We start from the raw sequence: 17,166 nt of genomic DNA on the forward strand, positions 1-17,166 counted from the left end.
GCGTTAACGCTTTGCCGGCGCCTCTTGCGGCGGAGGATCGTCGTCGGCGATGGCGCGCCAGGCGGCGCCATCGAGGTCGTCATACTGGCCGCTGCGGAGCGACCAGAGGAAGGCGGCGAGGCCGGCGAGGCCGAGCAACAGCGCCAACGGCACAAGGATGACCAGGATCTCCATCACACGATCTCCCGCGAGGCGCTGCGGGCGCGCAGCGAGTTCAGCATCACCAAGATCGAGGACCCGCTCATGGCGGCTGCCGCAATCAGGGGCGTCACCACGCCGCTGATCGCAAGAGGCACAGCCAGCACGTTGTAGCCGATCGCAAGCCAGAGATTCTGCCGCATCAGATGCAGCGCCTTGCGCGCGGAATCGACGGCGGCGACGACCGGGGCCAGAGGCCGGCCGAGGAAGACGAGATCGGCGGTGGCCTGGCTCAGATGCGCGGCCGAGATCGGCGACATCGAGACAAGGGCCGCCGCGAGCGAGGGCGCATCGTTCATGCCGTCCCCGACCATCAGCACCTTTGCGCCGCGCCGTTTCAGCTCCTCGATGCGTGCGATCTTGTCCGCGGGCGTGACGCCGGCGCGCCATTCGGCGATGCCGAGCGCATGGGCCGCTGCGATCACCGCCGGCTCGCGGTCGCCGGACAGGATCTCGATGCCGATGTTGCGATCCTTCAGCGCCGCGATCACGGCCTGCGCATCCGGACGCAGACCCTGGCGCACCGACAGGATGAATTTTTCCTTGCCCTTGCCGAAGGCCACGACGGACGCTTCGGGATCAAGCGAGGCGCCGGCGACCAGCGCTTCTGCGCCGCAGAAGGACGGGCGGCCCAGGCGAAGCTCGACGCCATCGACCATTGCGCGAACGCCCTGCCCGGCCTCCTCGACGGCGCCCATGATCGGCACCTTTGCACCAGCGGCCTGCGCCACGGCGGCGGCGACGGGATGATGGCTCGACAGCGCGAGCCTGCCGGCGAGTTCAAGAATGTCGGCGGGGATATCGGCCGCATTGGTCACGTCGAGATCGGGCAGCGTCAGCGTACCCGTTTTGTCGAAGATGACGTGATCGGCTTCGGCGAGGCGCTCGATGGCATCGCCGGAATTGAGCAGCACACCGGCCTTGAACATCGCACCCGAGGACACCGTCTGCACGGTGGGGATCGCGAGTCCGAGCGCGCAGGGACAAGTGATGATCAGCACCGCGACACCGGTGACGACGGCATCATGCCAGCTCGCGCCGGCAACGACCCAGCCCAGAATCGTGATGAGCGCAGTCGCATGCACCACCGGCGCATAGAGCCGCGAGGCGCGATCGGCGAGCCGCATGTAGCGCGAGCGTGCCTGGAGCGCGTTGTCGAGCAACCGGGTGATCTCGGCCAGCAGCGTCGCCTCCGACGCTGCCGAGACCCGCACCCGCAGCGTGCCGGAGATGTTCATCGAGCCCGCGTAGACGGGCGTGCCCTGCTCCGCCGTGACGTACAAGGTTTCACCGGTGATCAGGCTCTGGTCGATCTCGGAACGCCCCTCGATCACGCTGCCGTCGACCGCGCAGCGCTCGCCGGGCCGCAGCAGCACGATGTCACCGGGATGGATCGCGGCAACCGGCACTTGCGAGATCTCGTCGGGCCCCACGAACTTCGCCGCCGTCTCGGCCTTCAGCGCGGCAAGATTGCCGGCAACCGCCCGGGTCCGCCGGCGCATGTTCTGGTCGAGGAAGCGGCCGACGAGCAGGAAGGTCAGCAGCATGATCGCCGCATCGAAATAGGCATGCTCGGCGTGATGGATGGTCTCGACCACGGACATGCCGAGCGCGAGGCACACGCCGATCGAGATCGGCACGTCCATGTTGGTGGTCTTGTTCGACAGCGCCCGCCAGGCGGAGCGGAAGAACGGCTGGCCGGCATAGGCCGCCGCCGGCAGCGCGATCAGCGCCGACAGCCAATGGAAGAAATCGCGCTGTTCGGGCAGCATGTCCGAGACGTTGCCCGACCACACCGGTATCGAGAGCATCATCACGTTCATGGTGGCGAACGCGGCGACGCCGAGGCAGCGCAGCAGGAAGCGCGATTCCGCGACCTCCGTCGCCTCGGCGCTCTCGGTCTCGTAAGGATAGGCCTTGTAGCCGAGCTCCTCGAGCCGATCGATGAAGCGGGCGGGATCCAGCGTGCCCTCCTTCCATTCCAGCGCAACACGCCGGTCGGTGAGGTTCACCCGCGCCAGCGTCACGTCGGGAATGGCGGACAGACCGCGCTCGATCTTGGCCATGCAGCCGGCGCAGTGGACGCCCTCGACCGCAAGATCGATATGCTTGAGCCCCGCGCCCGCGGCCCGGACATAGTGGGAGAAATCCCGTGACACCTGCATGGCGCGACCTCAGTTCAGGATCACGCGATTGCGCGACAGGAACACGCGCTCACCCTTCGCATCACCCTCGATGACGAGATCCCACTGACCCGGCGCGACGGAAGCGGCATTGCCGCGATAGATGCCGACGCCGGCCTCCGCGAGATCGACGTCGAGGTCGGCGCGCTTGTCGGTCGGCCGTTCCAGGCGGCCGCCAAATTTCAATCCGCTCAGCGGCCGTCCTGCCGCGTCGCGCGCCTCGACCTGAAGCACGGCATTGCCGTCGGCGCGCCGCTCGATATGCGCATTCACCTTCCATTTGCGCGCGGCCTGGTCGTGCGCTGCCGAGATCTCGCGGTCATAGGCGAGACCCGCCGCATAGGGGCTGTCGACATCGGTACCGGGCAACGTCGCGATCGCCAGCTTCATCATGGTGACGTTGACGCCGATCACGACGCCGAAGAAAGCGACCAGCATCAGGAACACCTTGGTTCCGGTCAGCGGCTTGGCCATTTGATTCTCCTGCTCTTACGGCGCGACGAAATTGTCGGTGGTGGAGGCGGCCTCGCCGAGCCCGATATCGGTGACGTGGAAGTGAACCGGGATCGACTTCTCCGGATTGCTCTCGGCGGGTGCGGTGACGAGCAGGCGCAGCTCACTGGTGGAGTCGCGCGGGATCACGATCATCGGCCTGTCCGGCGTCACGGAGTCGGCACCGACGACATGGATCGTCGCGTTCGCCGGGCCGTCGATATCGATCGCGATGACGCGGTCATGTCCGCTCTTGTTCAGAAGCCGGGCCGTATAGGCGTTGCGGATCGAGCCGTCACTGAGCTTGATCGCAACGGGATTGCGGTCGTGCAGCACGTTGATGTCGAGCAACGTGCGGGTCGCCAGCACGTAGATCATGATGCCGCCGACCGCGGCGATGATCGCGCTATAGGCAATTGTACGGGGGCGGACGATGCGATAGATCGGCGCCTTGCCTTCCTGGCGGCGCTGGATGTTGATGTCGTTGTCGTAGCCGATCAGCCGCTTCTGCCGGCCGATCTTGGCCATGACGTTGTCGCAGGCGTCGATGCAGAGCCCGCACTGGATGCATTCGAGCTGCGGCCCGTTGCGGATGTCGATGCCGGTCGGGCACACCGCGACGCACTGGTAGCAGTCGACGCAGTCGCCGACCTGCTCGCCGAGCGCGCGCAGCTCCGCGGCCTTCTTCACCGAAGTGCGTTTCTCGCCGCGATCGTAGCGATAGGTGACGTTGAGCGCCCATTCGTCGGTGAGCGCGGCCTGGATGCGCGGCCACGGGCACATATAGGTGCAGACCTGCTCGCGCATGTAGCCGGCCAGCACGTAAGTCGTTGCGGTGAGGATGCCGATCCAGACATAGGCGATCATCGGCGCCTGGAAGGTGACGAGCTCCTTCACCAGGGTCGGCGCGTCGTTGAAGTAGAGCACCCAGGCGCCGCCGGTCCACCAGGCGATCAGCAGCCAGATCGAATGCTTGAGCACGATCTCGGAGATGCGCTCGAGCTTCATCGGATCGGTCGACGCATCCTTCTTCATCCGCTCCCGCCGGTCGCCCTCGATCAGGCGCTCGACCGCATAGAACAGGTCTGTCCAGACCGTCTGCGGGCAGAGATAGCCGCACCAGATGCGGCCGCCGACCGAGTTCATCAGGAACAGCGCCACCGCGGCGACGATCAGAAGGCCGGTAAAGTAGTAGACTTCCTGCGGCCACAGCTCGATGAAGAAGAAATAGAAGCGGCTGTTGGGCAGATCGATCAGCACCGCCTGGCTGGGCGCACCGAGACCGCGATTCCACCGCACGAAGGGCAGGAAGTAGTAGACGCCGAGGCAGAACGCCATCAGGCCCCATTTGATCCGGCGGAAGGTGCCCTGGACGCTCTGGGGATAGACCTTCTTGCGAGCCGCGTAGAGCGGCCCAACGTCATCATCGGATGTGAGGTCTTTCGGGTTCACGGTCTTGTTCATCGCTCAGGTCGCCTCAGGAGGTGCGATTAAACCTAGACCCGACGCCGCTGGGCCAGTTGATCCAGCGCAAGCGGGGGCGAATTTGTTCGCCCCCGCCAGCCGCCGATCGACGCTTTTCCGGCTATTTTCCGCCGCCCAGCGAGTGGACGTACACCGCCATCGCCTTGATGGTCGACGGATCGAGTCGCCCCTCCCAGGCCGGCATGACGCCGGCGCGGCCCTGGCTGATGGTCTCGATCAGGGTCGCCTCGTCGGAGCCGTAGAGCCAGATCTTGTCGGTCAGGTTGGGCGCACCGAGTTCCTGGTTGCCCTTGCCGCCATCGCCGTGGCAGGCGACGCAATTGTCCGCGAAGATCTTCTCGCCCTTGGCGGGGTCATAGCCCTTCCGGGTGGAGAGCCCCGACAGCGAGCGCACGTAGTTGGCGACCGTGACGATCTCGTCCGGCTTCAGCACGCCGTCCTTGCCGAAGGCCAGCATCTGGCCCTCATGGGTCTTGGCGTGTCCGGATCGCGCGCCGAACTGGATCGTCTGCATGATCTGGTCGAGGGTACCGCCCCACAGCCAGTCGTCGTCGTTCAGGTTCGGAAAGCCCTTGGCACCGGCCGCGCCCGAGCCGTGGCACGGCGCGCAATTGTCGCCGAACACGGTCTTGCCCTTGGCACGGGCGAGCGCCAGCAAGGCCGGATCCTTCTCGATGTCGGCGAGCGAGGCCGCGCCCAGCGCGGCCATCTTGTCACCGCGGATCTTCTCGAGATTGGCGAGTTCGACCGCGACGTCGGCGCGCGAGGAATAGCCGAACAGGCCGGTGGTGTTGCTGGAGATCAGCGGCCAGGCCGGATAGACGACCCAGTAGCCGATCGACCAGACGATGGTGAGGTAGAAGCAGATCACCCACCAGCGCGGCAGCGGCGTGTTGAGCTCCTTGATGCCGTCCCACTCATGCCCGGTCGTGGCCCTGCCGGTGACGGAATCGATTTCGCTATGATCGGTCATGATCTCTCACTCCTCCCGCAGCGGCAGGCTCGCCGCTTCGTCGAACGCGGCCTTGTTGCGGGGCCAAAATGCGTAGGCGATGATCGCGAGAAAGATCGCGACGAAGACCGGCGTCCAGATCGTGGTCACGAGACCGGACGCGAGATTGTCGAGTGTCAGGATGGCTTTCATCGGTGGATGCCTTCTCAGCGAAGATTGGCTTTCTCGTTGTAGAGCTTGAAGTCGACCAGCGTGCCGAGCATCTGCAGGTACGCGATCAGCGCATCCATCTCCGTCGGCGTACCGGCCTTGCCGTCGAAATTGCGCACGACGGCCTTGGCGTAGCGCTTGGTGAAGGCGTCGGCGCCGGCATTGTCGGGATCGGCCTGGGCCTTCATGTCGGCGGCCGCGTTGGCGATCTGGTCGTCGGTGTAGGGAACGCCGACGGTCCGTAGCGTGCGCATATGGTCGGCGATCGTGTCCGGATCGACTTCCGTCCGAGCCAGGAAGGGATAGCCCGGCATCACCGATTGCGGCACGATCGCGCGCGGGTTGGTCAGATGGGTGACGTGCCAGTCGTCGGAATATTTGGCGCCGACGCGGGCAAGATCGGGACCGGTGCGTTTCGAGCCCCACTGGAACGGGTGGTCGAACATGCTCTCGGCGGCGAGCGAGAAGTGGCCGTAGCGCTCGACCTCGTCGCGCAGGGGACGGATCATCTGCGAATGGCAGAGATAGCAGCCTTCGCGGACGTAGATGTTGCGCCCCGCAAGCTCCAGCGGCGTGTAGGGCCTGACTCCGTCGACCACCTCGATCGTGCTCTTGAGGTAGAACAGCGGCGTGATCTCGACGAGACCGCCGATCGCGATCACCAGCAGGATGCCGACGACCAGAATGATCGAGTTCTTTTCGAAGACTTGGTGGCGTGTCCAGAACGACATGGGAAGCTCCTCATTCCGCCGGCTGAAGAGCGACGGGCATCTGGACTTCCTGCTCGCCGACGCGAACCGTCATCCAGAGATTGTAGGCCATGATCAGCGCGCCGATCAGGAACAGCGCGCCGCCAGCGGCACGAATGACGTAGAAGGGATGCATCGCCTCGACGGTCTCGATGAAGGAATATTCGAGGAAGCCGAGCGGGGTGTAGGCACGCCACATCAGGCCCTGGAGGATGCCGGACACCCACATCGCCGAGATGTAGAGAACGATGCCGAGCGTCGCGATCCAGAAGTGCCAGTTGACCAGCTTCAGGCTGTAGAGCCCCTTGCGATTCCACACCCACGGCACCAGGCAGTACAGCGCGCCGAAGGAGACGAAGCCGACCCAGCCGAGCGCGCCGGAATGCACGTGGCCGATGGTCCAGTCGGTGTAGTGGCTGAGCGAATTCACCACCTTGATCGACATCATCGGCCCTTCGAAGGTCGACATGCCGTAGAAGGCGACGGAAACGACCAGCATGCGCAGGACGGGGTCGGTGCGCAGCTTGTCCCAGGCGCCCGACAGCGTCATCAGGCCGTTGATCATGCCGCCCCAGGAGGGCATCCACAGCATGATCGAGAAGGTCATGCCGAGCGTCTGCGTCCAGTCGGGCAGCGCCGTGTAGTGCAGATGGTGCGGACCGGCCCAGATGTAGAGGAAGATCAGCGCCCAGAAGTGGATGATCGAGAGCCGGTAGGAATAGATCGGTCGCTCCGCGCGCTTCGGAATGAAGTAGTACATGATCGCGAGGAAGCCGGCGGTCAGGAAGAAGCCGACCGCGTTGTGGCCGTACCACCACTGGAACATTGCATCCTGGATGCCGCCCCAGGCGATGTAGGACTTCGAGCCGAAGACCGACACCGGCAGCGCGGGGTTGTTGCCGAGATGCAGAACCGCGATCGTCACGATGAAGGCGAGATAGAACCAGTTCGCAACGAAGATGTGCGGTTCCTTGCGCTTGAGAATCGTGCCCAGGAAGACGAGCAGATAGGTGACCCAGACGATGGTCAGCCAGAGGTCGGCGTACCATTCCGGCTCGGCATATTCCTTGGACTGGGTGACGCCGAGCAGATAGCCGGTGCCGGCGATCAGAATGAAATAGTTGTAGCCGAGCACGACGAACCAGGGCGCGAGATCGCCGGCCAGCCGCGCGCGGCAGGACTTCTGCACGACGTAGAAGGACGTGGCGATCAGCACATTGCCGCCGAAGGCAAAGATCACGGCCGAAGTGTGCAGCGGCCGCAGGCGGCCGAATTGAATCCAGGGCAGATCGAAATTCAATGCGGGCCAGGCCAGCTGCGAGGCGATGATGAGCCCGACCAGGAAGCCCGCGATGCCCCAGAACATCGCCATGAAGGAGGAGAACTTGATCGGACCCAAGTTGTAGTTGGGGCGACCATTGATCTCCGCGGGCGGCAGCGCCGCCGGACGATCGTAATAGCGGTTGATGATGAAGAACACCGCGGCCAGGCTCGCCGCTGCGCTCAGCCCGGCGTGGAAGGCGAACGGCGCATCGAGCGCCTTGGCCGAGGCCACCAGGCACAGGAAGGCGGTGACCGCGAATATGAGCGCCAGGCCGCTTTCGCCTGTCGTCATGGTTTTGGAGATCGAGGGCTGGGGCATCGCGGATTCTCTCTGAAAGAACACGCCGCCAGAAACCACATTCAACCTCGCGGGGAATTGATTGAAATCAAGAAAGATGGATTTCTGTCAATGTGCGGCTTTCGCTGATCGGAAAGCGATATCAACCGCTTGGGTACTTCGCCGAACACCAGGCGTGCCGCCGCCTCCGTGACATCACGGGGGTCGGAAGAGCGGGATTCAAGGACGGTTCGTCAATCGTTTGCGGTCGCCTTCAGCGCCGCGATGACGTCTTCGCGCGCGATGATCCCGACCAGCTTCTGGGCGCTGTCGAGCACGATGATGCTGCGGATGCGGTGCTCGACCATGATCTGGAGCACGCGCGTCAGCCGCGTATCGGGGCTGACATAGATGAACTCCGGCGTCATCACGTCGCCGACCTTGCGGCTCATCAGGTCGTGATAGCGCGGCAGCATCTGGCTCGGCGTGAAGGCAAAGCACTTCAGGATGTCGAACTTCGTGACGATGCCGACGACCTGGCCGTCGTCCGCGACCGGGTAGGAGTTGAAATCGTCCTGCTCGAACATCTCGCTGAGCGCGAGCATGTCGAGGTCGCGCGTCACCGTCCTGACGCCGCGTGTCATGTAGCCGTCGACGGTCTGCTCAAGGAATTTGTACACGGCGCGTCCTCATCAATTCGTTCTGTACCGGCCGAGCATCAGTGCGACAGCAGCACGCAGCGGGCGGTTTGCGTGACCAGATGTTGAGTAACGCCGCCAAGGATCAACTCGCGAAAGCGGGAGTGACCGTAGGCGCCCGCGACGATCAGACCGGCGCCGACGTCACCGGCGATCCTCTCCAGCTGGACGGCGGCGGCTTCGCTCCCCGCCTCCGGGACGCGCGCGGTCGCGGTGATACCGTGGCGGGCGAGCCAGGCCGCAACGTCGCTGACCTGCACCATCGCTGCCGAACGGTCATCGCCCTCTTCCGGAATCTCGACCACGACGACATCCCTGGCCTTGCGCAGCATCGGCAGCGCGTCAGCCACCGCGCGCCGGGCCTCGGGCGTGTCCTTCCAGGCCACCAGCACGCTGCGCAGATCGAGCCAGTTGATTCGGTCAGGGACGACCAGAAGCGGCCGGCCGGCCTGCATCACCAGATCCTTGGGGCTAACCAGCGAGAAGGCATCGGAGAAGGCCGGGCTCTCTCCGCCGCTGACAAGGATGTCGGCGCAGCGCGACTGCGCCAGCACGAACCGGCCGGGAAAATCCAGGGCGCTGCGCCATTCCGCACGCCCGCCGCGCGTCTTCGTCGCGGCGCGGAATTCCGCCTCCAGATCGGCAAGGCGCCGCCTGACCGAGGTCTCCTCCTGATCGATCAGTCGCTGGGCCTCGACGCCATCGGTGAAATAGAGCGGCGAGGCGAACTGCGCCGCGGCGATCCCGACGATGGCCGCCTCGAACCGCTCGGCGAGTTCGCCGGCGACCTGAAGGCGCGCATCATTGGGCTGGTCCAGCGCCAGGCTGACCATCACGGTCGCGTAAGTCATGAGAATCTCCGCTGCGATGAGCTTCCATTAAAGTCTAAGCCCGCAGCGGCGCGGCAGAATGAGATAGATCAAATCGCCCCGCGCCGCGAAGGGGGGAATCCGTCAACGAAAACAGAGATCGGAACTTGCCTCCGGAGCGGCCTTGGGCGAAATTACCGGCAGGTTCGCGGCGTCTCGCCGCCAGAATGGGAGCAAGCATTTGTCGCCGACCCGTGTAACGCATCCGCCGGACGATCATCGCGGCGAGCATTTCCGGGTCCGGATCGAAGGGTTCGGCGTCGGCACCTGGGATCTCGACCTCACGACGCGCGAGCTGGAATGGTCGGAGACCGCGCGGATGCTGCTCGGGATCGAGCGGGACCAGCCGGCCAGCTACGATCTCTTCCTGTCGCGTCTCGCGCCCGCGGACCGCGCGCGCGTCGAGGCTGCGATCAGCCAGGTCATCGCGCGCGGCGGCGGCTTCGACGTCTCTTTCAGGATTGCCGGAACGTCCGACCGCGGCAAATGGATCAGGGCCCGCGCCGGCTTGATCCGGGATGATGCCGGCCTCGCGCGGCATCTGAGCGGAATCTTCCTGGACATCGACGAAGAGAAGCAGGTCGAGGAAGCGCTGCGCACGCGCGAAACCCATCTCCGCTCCATCCTGCACACCATTCCCGACGCCATGATCGTCATCGACGGCCGCGGTATCATGCAGCTGTTCAGCACCGCTGCCGAGCGCCTGTTCGGCTGGTCCGAGCAGGAGGCGATCGGCCAGAACGTCAACATCCTGATGCCGGAGCCGGACCGCACCCGCCACGACAGCTACATCGCGCGCTATCGCTCGACCAACGATCCGCACATCATCGGCATCGGCCGTATCGTCACCGGCAAGCGCCGCGACGGCACGACATTCCCGATGCATCTGTCGATCGGCGAGATGCAGTCGGGCGGCGAGCCGTATTTCACCGGCTTCGTCCGCGATCTCACCGAGCATCAGAAGACCCAGGCGCGGCTCCAGGAGCTGCAGTCCGAGCTCGTCCATGTCTCGCGGCTGACGGCGATGGGCGAGATGGCTTCCGCGCTCGCCCACGAGATCAACCAGCCCTTGGCGGCGATCAGCAACTACATGAAGGGATCGCGACGGCTGCTCGCCGGCAGCACCGATCCCAACATTGCGAAGATCGAGAGCGCGCTGGATCGCGCCTCGGAGCAGGCGCTGCGCGCCGGCCAGATCATTCGCCGCCTGCGCGACTTCGTCTCCCGCGGCGAATCCGAGAAGCGGGTCGAGAGCCTGTCGAAGCTGATCGAGGAGGCCGGCGCGCTCGGCCTTGCGGGTGCGCGTGAGCAGAACGTGCAGCTCCGCTTCAATCTTGATCCCGGCGCCGACTTCGTCCTCGCCGACCGGGTGCAGATCCAGCAGGTTCTGGTCAATCTGTTCCGCAACGCGCTTGAAGCGATGGCACAATCGCCGCGGCGCGAGCTCGTCGTTGCCAACAGAAGCGTTGGTGACGACATGATCGAGGTCGAGGTGTCCGACACCGGTTCCGGCTTCCAGGACGATGTCGTTCCAAATCTGTTCCAGACTTTCTTCACCACCAAAGAGACCGGAATGGGGGTAGGATTGTCGATCAGCCGCTCGATCATCGAAGCTCACGGCGGCCGCATGGTGGCCGAGAGCAACGCATCGGGCGGTGCGACATTCCGCTTCACACTGCCGGCAGCCGACGAGACCTGACCAATGACCACCAAGGGACATGTTTACGTCATCGATGACGACGAGGCGATGCGGGACTCGCTGAACTTCCTGCTGGATTCCTCCGGCTTCGGCGTTACGCTCTTCGACGATGCGCAGGCCTTCCTGGCCTCTCTGCCCGACCTGGCCTTCGGCTGCGTCGTGTCCGACGTACGCATGCCGGGACTCGACGGGATCGAATTGCTGAAACGGATGAAAGCGCAGCAAAGTCCGTTCCCCATCCTGATCATGACCGGGCATGGCGACGTGCCGCTCGCGGTGGAAGCAATGAAGCACGGCGCAGTCGACTTTCTCGAAAAGCCGTTCGAGGACGATCGTCTGATCGCCATGATCGAAGCGGCGATCCGCCAGGCCGAGCCGGCCGCGCGGAACGGAGCCGTCACGCAGGACATCGCCGCCCGCGTCGCCTCCCTGAGCCCCAGGGAGCGCCAGGTGATGGAGGGACTGATCGCGGGCCTCTCCAACAAGCTGATCGCCCGAGAGTACGACATCAGCCCGCGGACGATCGAGGTCTACCGCGCCAACGTCATGACCAAGATGCAGGCGGCCAGCCTGTCAGAACTGGTGCGGCTGGCGATGCGCGCCGGCATGCTCAAGGATTGAGGCAGGTCAAGATCGAAATTCTCCGGCCGTGCTAGTCAATCGCCATGATCGAGATCGGCTCGCACCATCAGCGGCTGCCCATGGCAACATCATCAGCACAGCCCATCGTCTACGTGGTCGACGATGATGATGCCGTGCTGGGATCGCTGCGCTTCCTGCTGGAAACCGACGGCTTCGCCGTGCGGACGTTCCGGAACGCCACGGCGCTGCTCAACGCGACGAGCTTGCCCGGCGCGGACTGCTACGTGATCGACTACAAGATGCCCGACATCAACGGCATCGAGCTCGCCGGCCGGCTGCGCCTGTCGGATAGCGACATCCCTGTGATCCTGATCACCGGTTATCCCGACGGGAACATCTCGGCGCGAGCCGCCGCCGCAGGCGTAAAAGACGTGATTTTGAAGCCACTTCTCGACGAAAACCTGGTCAAGCGCATCCGCCACGCCATCCACGCCCGCCGCGGCAACTGACCTACGGGGTTCTACGTAGGTAACCCTCCTTAAGATATCTCGCGAAATTTTCGCAGCACCCGATACCGCGTAGGAAAGCGTCATCACAACGGAGATGGCGCAGATGCTGACCCAGACGCTCAACACCCAGATCGGTGGCAAGATTGCCCCGGCCCTTCCCGTCTCCGACCAGTTCGGTGCGATCACCGGCCATGTCGGCCTGGTCGCCACCGAATTCTCCTACCGCAAGGACGAGGAGATCTATGGTGAGGATGAGCCGGCCGAATATGTCTACCAAGTCGTCGCCGGCGCGGTCCGTACCTACAAGCTTCTCTCCGACGGTCGCCGCCAGATCGGCGCCTTCCACCTTCCCGGCGATGTGTTCGGTCTCGAATCCGGCGCCGCCCACCGCCTCGCTGCCGAAGCCATCATCGACACCAACGTGCGCCTGGTGAAGCGAGCGAGCCTGGAGAAGGCCGCCGGCACCGACGTGCAGGTCGCCCGCAAGCTCTGGGCCATGACCGCCGGCGAGTTGCGCCACGCCGAAGACCACATGCTTCTCCTGGGCCGCAAGACCGCCATGGAGCGGGTCGCGACCTTCCTGCTCGAAATGGATCGCCGCCTTGCCGTTGCCGGCATGATGGCGCTGCCGATGTGCCGCCGCGACATCGGCGATTATCTCGGCCTGACGCTCGAGACCGTGTCGCGCGCGCTGTCGCAGCTTCACAGCCAGGGCATCCTCGGTTTCTCCGGCGCCCGCCAGATCGTGCTGCGCAACCGTCAGCGCCTGCACAATCTCGACGCCTGATCGCTTCTTCTTCCCCGACTATGGCCGGCTGACTTCGTTCAGCCGGCCATTTCTTTTGGCGCTGTCAAGCCCGTGCGCCTCGTTTCCGGCATCACGAAGAGAATCAGCAGCAGCCCTGTCGCTGCGATGCTCGCGAGTCCGAAGAAGGCGGTGGCATTGCCGAACTTGTCGCTGACATAGCCGCCAAGCGCAGTACTCAAGGAGGCACCGATGCCGGTCGCCGTGCCGACGATGCCCTGCGCCAGATTGAAGTGCCCGCTGCCGAAGGCGACGTCGGCCACGATCAGCGGAATCATCACCGCGAACACCGCGGCCGTGAAACCGTCGAATACCTGCACCAGCACCAGCAGATAGGGATCGCGCACCGTCGCGAACAGCAGGCCGCGGATCGTTAACGCGCCAAACCCGATCAGCAGCAGCGGGCGCCGGCCCCACGCCTGCGCCTTGCGCCCGACCGAGGGTGATAGCAGCGCGACAATCGCCTGCGGCACGACGATGCAGAAGGCAACGAGCACCGTTGCCCACTGGCTCGACCGTGCCGTCACCGCGCTTGCCATCAGCGGCATCATCGAGGCGTTGGCGAGCTGCAACAGCAGCACGCTGAGCGCAAAGACGATCAGCGGCCGCTGCCGTATCAGATGCCAGATATTGGTGTCGCCGGGGTCAGGCGCCTCGCGCGGCATCTCGCCGTGGCAGCGTGCGATGTCGACCTCCTCCTCGCGAATCCGCGACAGCGCGATCAGGGTCGGGATCGCGAGCAGGAAGGTGACCAGGAACACCGAGCGGCTCGAAAGAAGATAGCCGGCCGTTCCCATCACCGCGGCGGCGACACCGTTGCCCAGCGAAGCAAAGCGTGCGTTGCGGCCGAGCCGCTCGCCGATCGCGAGCGGACCGACCAGGCCCAGGCTGATCGCCGCGATCGCCGGCCCCAGCACGCAGCTCGCCGCCGCATGCAGCGTGGCAGCGGCCACCACCACCGGGAAGATCGGCATCGCGGCATAAGCGAGCGCACAGCAGCCGATGGTCGCGATGGCAAGCGCTGCGACCAGCCGCTCGGATTTGGCGGCGTCGATGATGGCGCCGCCCGGCATCTGGCCGATCAGCGCGACAATGCCGCCGATCGACAGCACGAGGCCGATCTGGGCCTGCGTCCATTTCTGCGTCGTCAGGTAGACCGCGATGAAGGGGCCGAAGCCGGTCTGCACGTCGGCGAGGAAGAAGATGAACCAGTCGAGACCGCGCAGGCTCCGTTGCGACGGCGCCGGAATGGCCGCAAGCACGGGTGCGGCGACCTCGTCCCGTTCAACGCGTCCTTCGCGCCTCTCATGATCAGGCTTCCTCGACGAGAGCACAGGCGGTCACCCCTCCCCCCTGCTCACTGGATGGCCTGCAGCGGTTGAAGACTGCCGGACGCGCCCAGCACGACCATCGGCGTGTCTTCCTTGTATTCCGGCGCAGCCGCGACCTGCGCCTTGGTCAGTTCCAGCGTGATGCTGTCCTTCTTGTTGGTGATCTTTCCGAACCGAAGCGCGTTCCAGTCCACCACGATCTTGCGGCTGCCGACGCCGAGGAAGCCGCCGAAATCGATCACGGCGGCGCGCACATGGCCGGTGAGATCGACGATGACGTCGACGATGTGGCCCATGTCCTCGTCGGCCGCGCTGCGCACGTCGCGGCCGAGCACGCCATGGGCGTCGCTGGCGCCGATGATGGTCACCGACGGCGGCGGCGCGGCATCCTTCGGTGTGACCGGGACCACGGAGGCCGGCGGCGCTGCCGTCGGTGGAGCATTCGCTTCGGTCGCGGCGGCGGGCAATTCCTCCGCGGCGCGCGATGCGGCAACCGTCAATCCCGCGACGACGGCCAGGCTCAGGATCAACCATCCGGCGGTACGCATGAATCCTCCTTTCCGCGCCGAGCTAGTGCGCCAGCAGGATCGAGACCTGGATCTGGCCGCGCGTGCGCAGCACCTCCAGCGCGACGTCGTGGCCATGGCGGCTGACGCGCAGGTCGACACTGGATTCACCGAGCCGCAGATCGCGCAGGATGACCTCGTTCAGGAACGCCGGCAGATGCGGATTGCGCAGGCGGATCTCGCTGCGCCCAACGTCGAACTCGATGCCGAGCGCCGCCTCCAATAGCGTGAACGGCGTCGCGCTGGCCCAGGCTTGCGGGGCGCAGGCGACGGGATAAAGCGTCGGGCCGCGCCGCTTCTCGCGCCGGAAGCCGCAGAACAGTTCCGGCAACCGGCGCAGATCCATGTAGGTCGCGGCTTCGAACAGGCCCTTGAATACATGGGCCACCGAGTGCTTGAGCCCGTAATGCGCAAGACCCAGCGCAATCAGGGCATTGTCGTGCGGCCAGATCGATCCATCGTGATACGACATCGGATTGTAGCGTACCTCGCCTTGCGCGACCGTGCGGATGCCCCAGCCCGAAAAGAAGTGCGGGCGCATCAGATCGGCGGCAACCAGCCGGGCACGATCCTCCCGGATCATGCCGCTGAACAGCACCTGCCCGGCGTTGGAGGTGCGAACCTCGCAGCGCCGCTTCCTGCCATCGAGAGCAAGCGCATAGGTGCCGAGCTCCTCGCACCAGAATGCCTGCTCGAAGCGCCCGGCGAGCGACTTGGCTTCGGCCTCGAGCTTCCCGGCGAGATCGCTCTTGCCGAGCTTCCGCGCGCATCGCGCGGCGAGCTGCTTGGCGGCAAAGACGTAACCCTGGACCTCCGCCAGTGCGATGTTGCCTTCCGCAAGCTTGCCGTCGGCATGGAAGATCGCGTCGTAGGAGTCCTTCCAGCCCTGGTTGGCGAGCCCTTTTTCGGTGGCGCGCTGATATTCGACGAAGCCGTCCTTGTCAGGATCCCCGGGTCCGTCCATCCAGGCAAGCCCGGCCTCGATCGCCGGCCACAGCTCGGTCAGCGTGGTCTCGTCACCGGTGCGCTCGAAATAGCGCCCCGCGAGCAGGACGAACAGAGCGGTCGAGTCGACGCTGCCGTAATATTGCGAGAACGGCACTTCGCGCAGCATCGCCATCTCGCCGCCACGCATCTCGTGCAGGATCTTGCCCGGCGCAGCATCTGCGAGCGGATCGACCGTCCTGGCCTGGAAATGCGCCAGCCGCCGCAGCACGCCCTTGGCGACGCGCGGATCGACCCACAACATCTGGAGCGCGGTGATCAGCCCGTCGCGGCCGAAGGTCGTCGAGTACCAGGGAATGCCGGCGTAGGGGTAGCGCCCTTGCGGCGTCTCGGTCATCAGCATGTTGAGGTCGGCCATGGCCTGGCACAGCACCTCGTTGAAGATGTTGTTGGAGGTCTCGATGCTGGCGGCGCCAATGGTCGATTGCCGCATCTCGCGGCGATGCGCCAGCAGTCCCCTGAAGAAGCGCGCCGGCTTCTCCGCGACCGGCCGGTTGCAGGACACGGCGACGAACAGCGATTTGGCCTCATGCGGGCCCAGCTCGAGCTGCCAGGTCGCAGCATTGACCGAGAGCCGGGTCGGACGCGGATCGAAATGCAGGCCGGTGGTGCGCTCGGCATCGTCGAGGCCGCGATATTCGAACAGCACGTCGGTCGGGCCCAGCAGCCTGCTGGTGCCGGTGCCGCGGCGCGGCCGCCGCTCGCCGCGCACCTCGAACAGATCGGCAAAGTCGTTGTCGAACAGCAGCGTCAGCTCGAAGGCGGCCGGCTGCTCGCCGTGGTTCTGCAGCCCGATGCGCTGATACGCCGTGCCGCGCCACAGGAAGATGGTCCGCACGATGTGCAGAAGGTCCTTCTGCAGCACAATGCGGCCCTGGCGATAGATATCGGGATTGGTGAGATCCACCGTCAATCCCGAATTGTCGTCGCGCAGGTTGGAGCCAAGCAGCAGCGGCTGGAGATCGTCGAGCACGAGCTCCAGCCGCGCGAGATAACGCGTATCATGGTTGAACAGGCCATCCGGCCCGCCGGCGGAAGCGCCGATGTCGCCATGGCTGTCCAGAACGATGAACGTATCGTCGTGCTTGAGCGAACGACGGGGCCGCGCGGCGGGCCCCGTCATCGGAATGTAGAACGCCTGCTCGGCGACGGTCTCCATCGTCTGCGACACCGAGATGACCTTGGTTGCGGCTTCGGCTGCCATGAGCCTGCTCCCCTGCTGCCAGTGTTTCG

17 protein-coding genes are annotated in these 17,166 nt (G+C 65.1%); 4 read left to right on the plus strand and 13 right to left on the minus strand.

Going from position 1 to position 17,166, the window contains the following annotated elements; genetic code table 11:
- Nucleotides 1-3: 3 nt before the first annotated feature.
- From ccoS to QY049_RS32635, 10 genes are all read right to left on the minus strand, one after another.
- On the minus strand, nucleotides 4-174 hold the full coding sequence (gene ccoS / locus QY049_RS32590) for a cbb3-type cytochrome oxidase assembly protein CcoS (protein ID WP_258762624.1): 171 nt from the start codon (nucleotides 172-174) through the stop codon (nucleotides 4-6).
- Complete coding sequence (locus QY049_RS32595) at nucleotides 174-2,363, minus strand: cation-translocating P-type ATPase (RefSeq protein ID WP_258762626.1); 2,190 nt, start codon at nucleotides 2,361-2,363, stop codon at nucleotides 174-176. The genes ccoS and QY049_RS32595 overlap by 1 nt, the downstream gene beginning before the upstream one ends.
- Before the next feature lie 9 nt (nucleotides 2,364-2,372).
- Entirely contained in the window at nucleotides 2,373-2,855 is a 483-nt protein-coding gene (locus QY049_RS32600; RefSeq protein WP_258762627.1) for a FixH family protein, read from the minus strand.
- 15 nt (nucleotides 2,856-2,870) lie between these two features.
- Nucleotides 2,871-4,337: a cytochrome c oxidase accessory protein CcoG gene (gene ccoG / locus QY049_RS32605; RefSeq protein ID WP_258762628.1), complete on the minus strand. Its 1,467-nt coding sequence runs from the start codon at nucleotides 4,335-4,337 to the stop codon at nucleotides 2,871-2,873.
- A gap of 121 nt (nucleotides 4,338-4,458) precedes the next feature.
- Nucleotides 4,459-5,331, minus strand: coding sequence for a cytochrome-c oxidase, cbb3-type subunit III (ccoP, locus tag QY049_RS32610; protein WP_258762629.1), 873 nt, complete (start codon nucleotides 5,329-5,331; stop codon nucleotides 4,459-4,461).
- 6 nt (nucleotides 5,332-5,337) lie between these two features.
- Nucleotides 5,338-5,502, minus strand: a complete 165-nt coding sequence (locus tag QY049_RS32615; protein ID WP_027528922.1) for a CcoQ/FixQ family Cbb3-type cytochrome c oxidase assembly chaperone — start codon at nucleotides 5,500-5,502, stop codon at nucleotides 5,338-5,340.
- A gap of 14 nt (nucleotides 5,503-5,516) precedes the next feature.
- Nucleotides 5,517-6,251 carry a cytochrome-c oxidase, cbb3-type subunit II gene (gene ccoO / locus QY049_RS32620; RefSeq protein WP_258762630.1) on the minus strand — a complete coding sequence of 245 codons (735 nt, stop codon included), beginning with the start codon at nucleotides 6,249-6,251 and terminating at the stop codon, nucleotides 5,517-5,519.
- A gap of 10 nt (nucleotides 6,252-6,261) precedes the next feature.
- Nucleotides 6,262-7,911, minus strand: coding sequence for a cytochrome-c oxidase, cbb3-type subunit I (gene ccoN / locus QY049_RS32625; protein ID WP_258762631.1), 1,650 nt, complete (start codon nucleotides 7,909-7,911; stop codon nucleotides 6,262-6,264).
- A 212-nt stretch (nucleotides 7,912-8,123) separates the two neighbouring features.
- A complete protein-coding gene (locus QY049_RS32630; RefSeq protein WP_194477079.1) occupies nucleotides 8,124-8,549 on the minus strand; it encodes an HPP family protein in 426 nt (141 codons plus the stop codon).
- 38 nt (nucleotides 8,550-8,587) lie between these two features.
- Complete coding sequence (locus QY049_RS32635; RefSeq protein WP_258762632.1) at nucleotides 8,588-9,418, minus strand: universal stress protein; 831 nt, start codon at nucleotides 9,416-9,418, stop codon at nucleotides 8,588-8,590.
- A gap of 199 nt (nucleotides 9,419-9,617) precedes the next feature.
- On the opposite strand from QY049_RS32635, the gene fixL reads away from it, so the two are divergent.
- From fixL to QY049_RS32655, 4 genes are all read left to right on the plus strand, one after another.
- A complete protein-coding gene (gene fixL / locus QY049_RS32640; protein WP_258762633.1) occupies nucleotides 9,618-11,135 on the plus strand; it encodes a sensor protein FixL in 1,518 nt (505 codons plus the stop codon).
- A gap of 3 nt (nucleotides 11,136-11,138) precedes the next feature.
- Nucleotides 11,139-11,756, plus strand: coding sequence for a response regulator FixJ (gene fixJ, locus QY049_RS32645; RefSeq protein WP_194477082.1), 618 nt, complete (start codon nucleotides 11,139-11,141; stop codon nucleotides 11,754-11,756).
- A 44-nt stretch (nucleotides 11,757-11,800) separates the two neighbouring features.
- Nucleotides 11,801-12,226, plus strand: a complete 426-nt coding sequence (locus QY049_RS32650; RefSeq protein ID WP_194477083.1) for a response regulator — start codon at nucleotides 11,801-11,803, stop codon at nucleotides 12,224-12,226.
- Between the two features lie 103 nt (nucleotides 12,227-12,329).
- Nucleotides 12,330-13,013: a helix-turn-helix domain-containing protein gene (locus QY049_RS32655; RefSeq protein ID WP_258762634.1), complete on the plus strand. Its 684-nt coding sequence runs from the start codon at nucleotides 12,330-12,332 to the stop codon at nucleotides 13,011-13,013.
- 38 nt (nucleotides 13,014-13,051) lie between these two features.
- Here QY049_RS32655 and QY049_RS32660 read toward each other — a convergent pair whose 3' ends face one another.
- The 3 genes from QY049_RS32660 to QY049_RS32670 are packed head-to-tail and all read right to left on the minus strand — an operon-like array spanning nucleotide 13,052 to nucleotide 17,137.
- Nucleotides 13,052-14,365 (minus strand): MFS transporter, encoded by a 1,314-nt coding sequence (locus tag QY049_RS32660; protein ID WP_194477085.1) that lies wholly within the window; start codon nucleotides 14,363-14,365, stop codon nucleotides 13,052-13,054.
- A 23-nt stretch (nucleotides 14,366-14,388) separates the two neighbouring features.
- On the minus strand, nucleotides 14,389-14,910 hold the full coding sequence (locus QY049_RS32665) for a PRC-barrel domain-containing protein (RefSeq protein ID WP_194477086.1): 522 nt from the start codon (nucleotides 14,908-14,910) through the stop codon (nucleotides 14,389-14,391).
- 22 nt (nucleotides 14,911-14,932) lie between these two features.
- Nucleotides 14,933-17,137, minus strand: coding sequence for an amylo-alpha-1,6-glucosidase (locus QY049_RS32670; RefSeq protein ID WP_258762635.1), 2,205 nt, complete (start codon nucleotides 17,135-17,137; stop codon nucleotides 14,933-14,935).
- Between the last annotated feature and the right edge of the window lie 29 nt (nucleotides 17,138-17,166).

Origin of the sequence: Bradyrhizobium sp. WYCCWR 13022, assembly GCF_030435535.1 — a bacterium.
Taxonomy (GTDB): Bacteria; Pseudomonadota; Alphaproteobacteria; order Rhizobiales; family Xanthobacteraceae; genus Bradyrhizobium.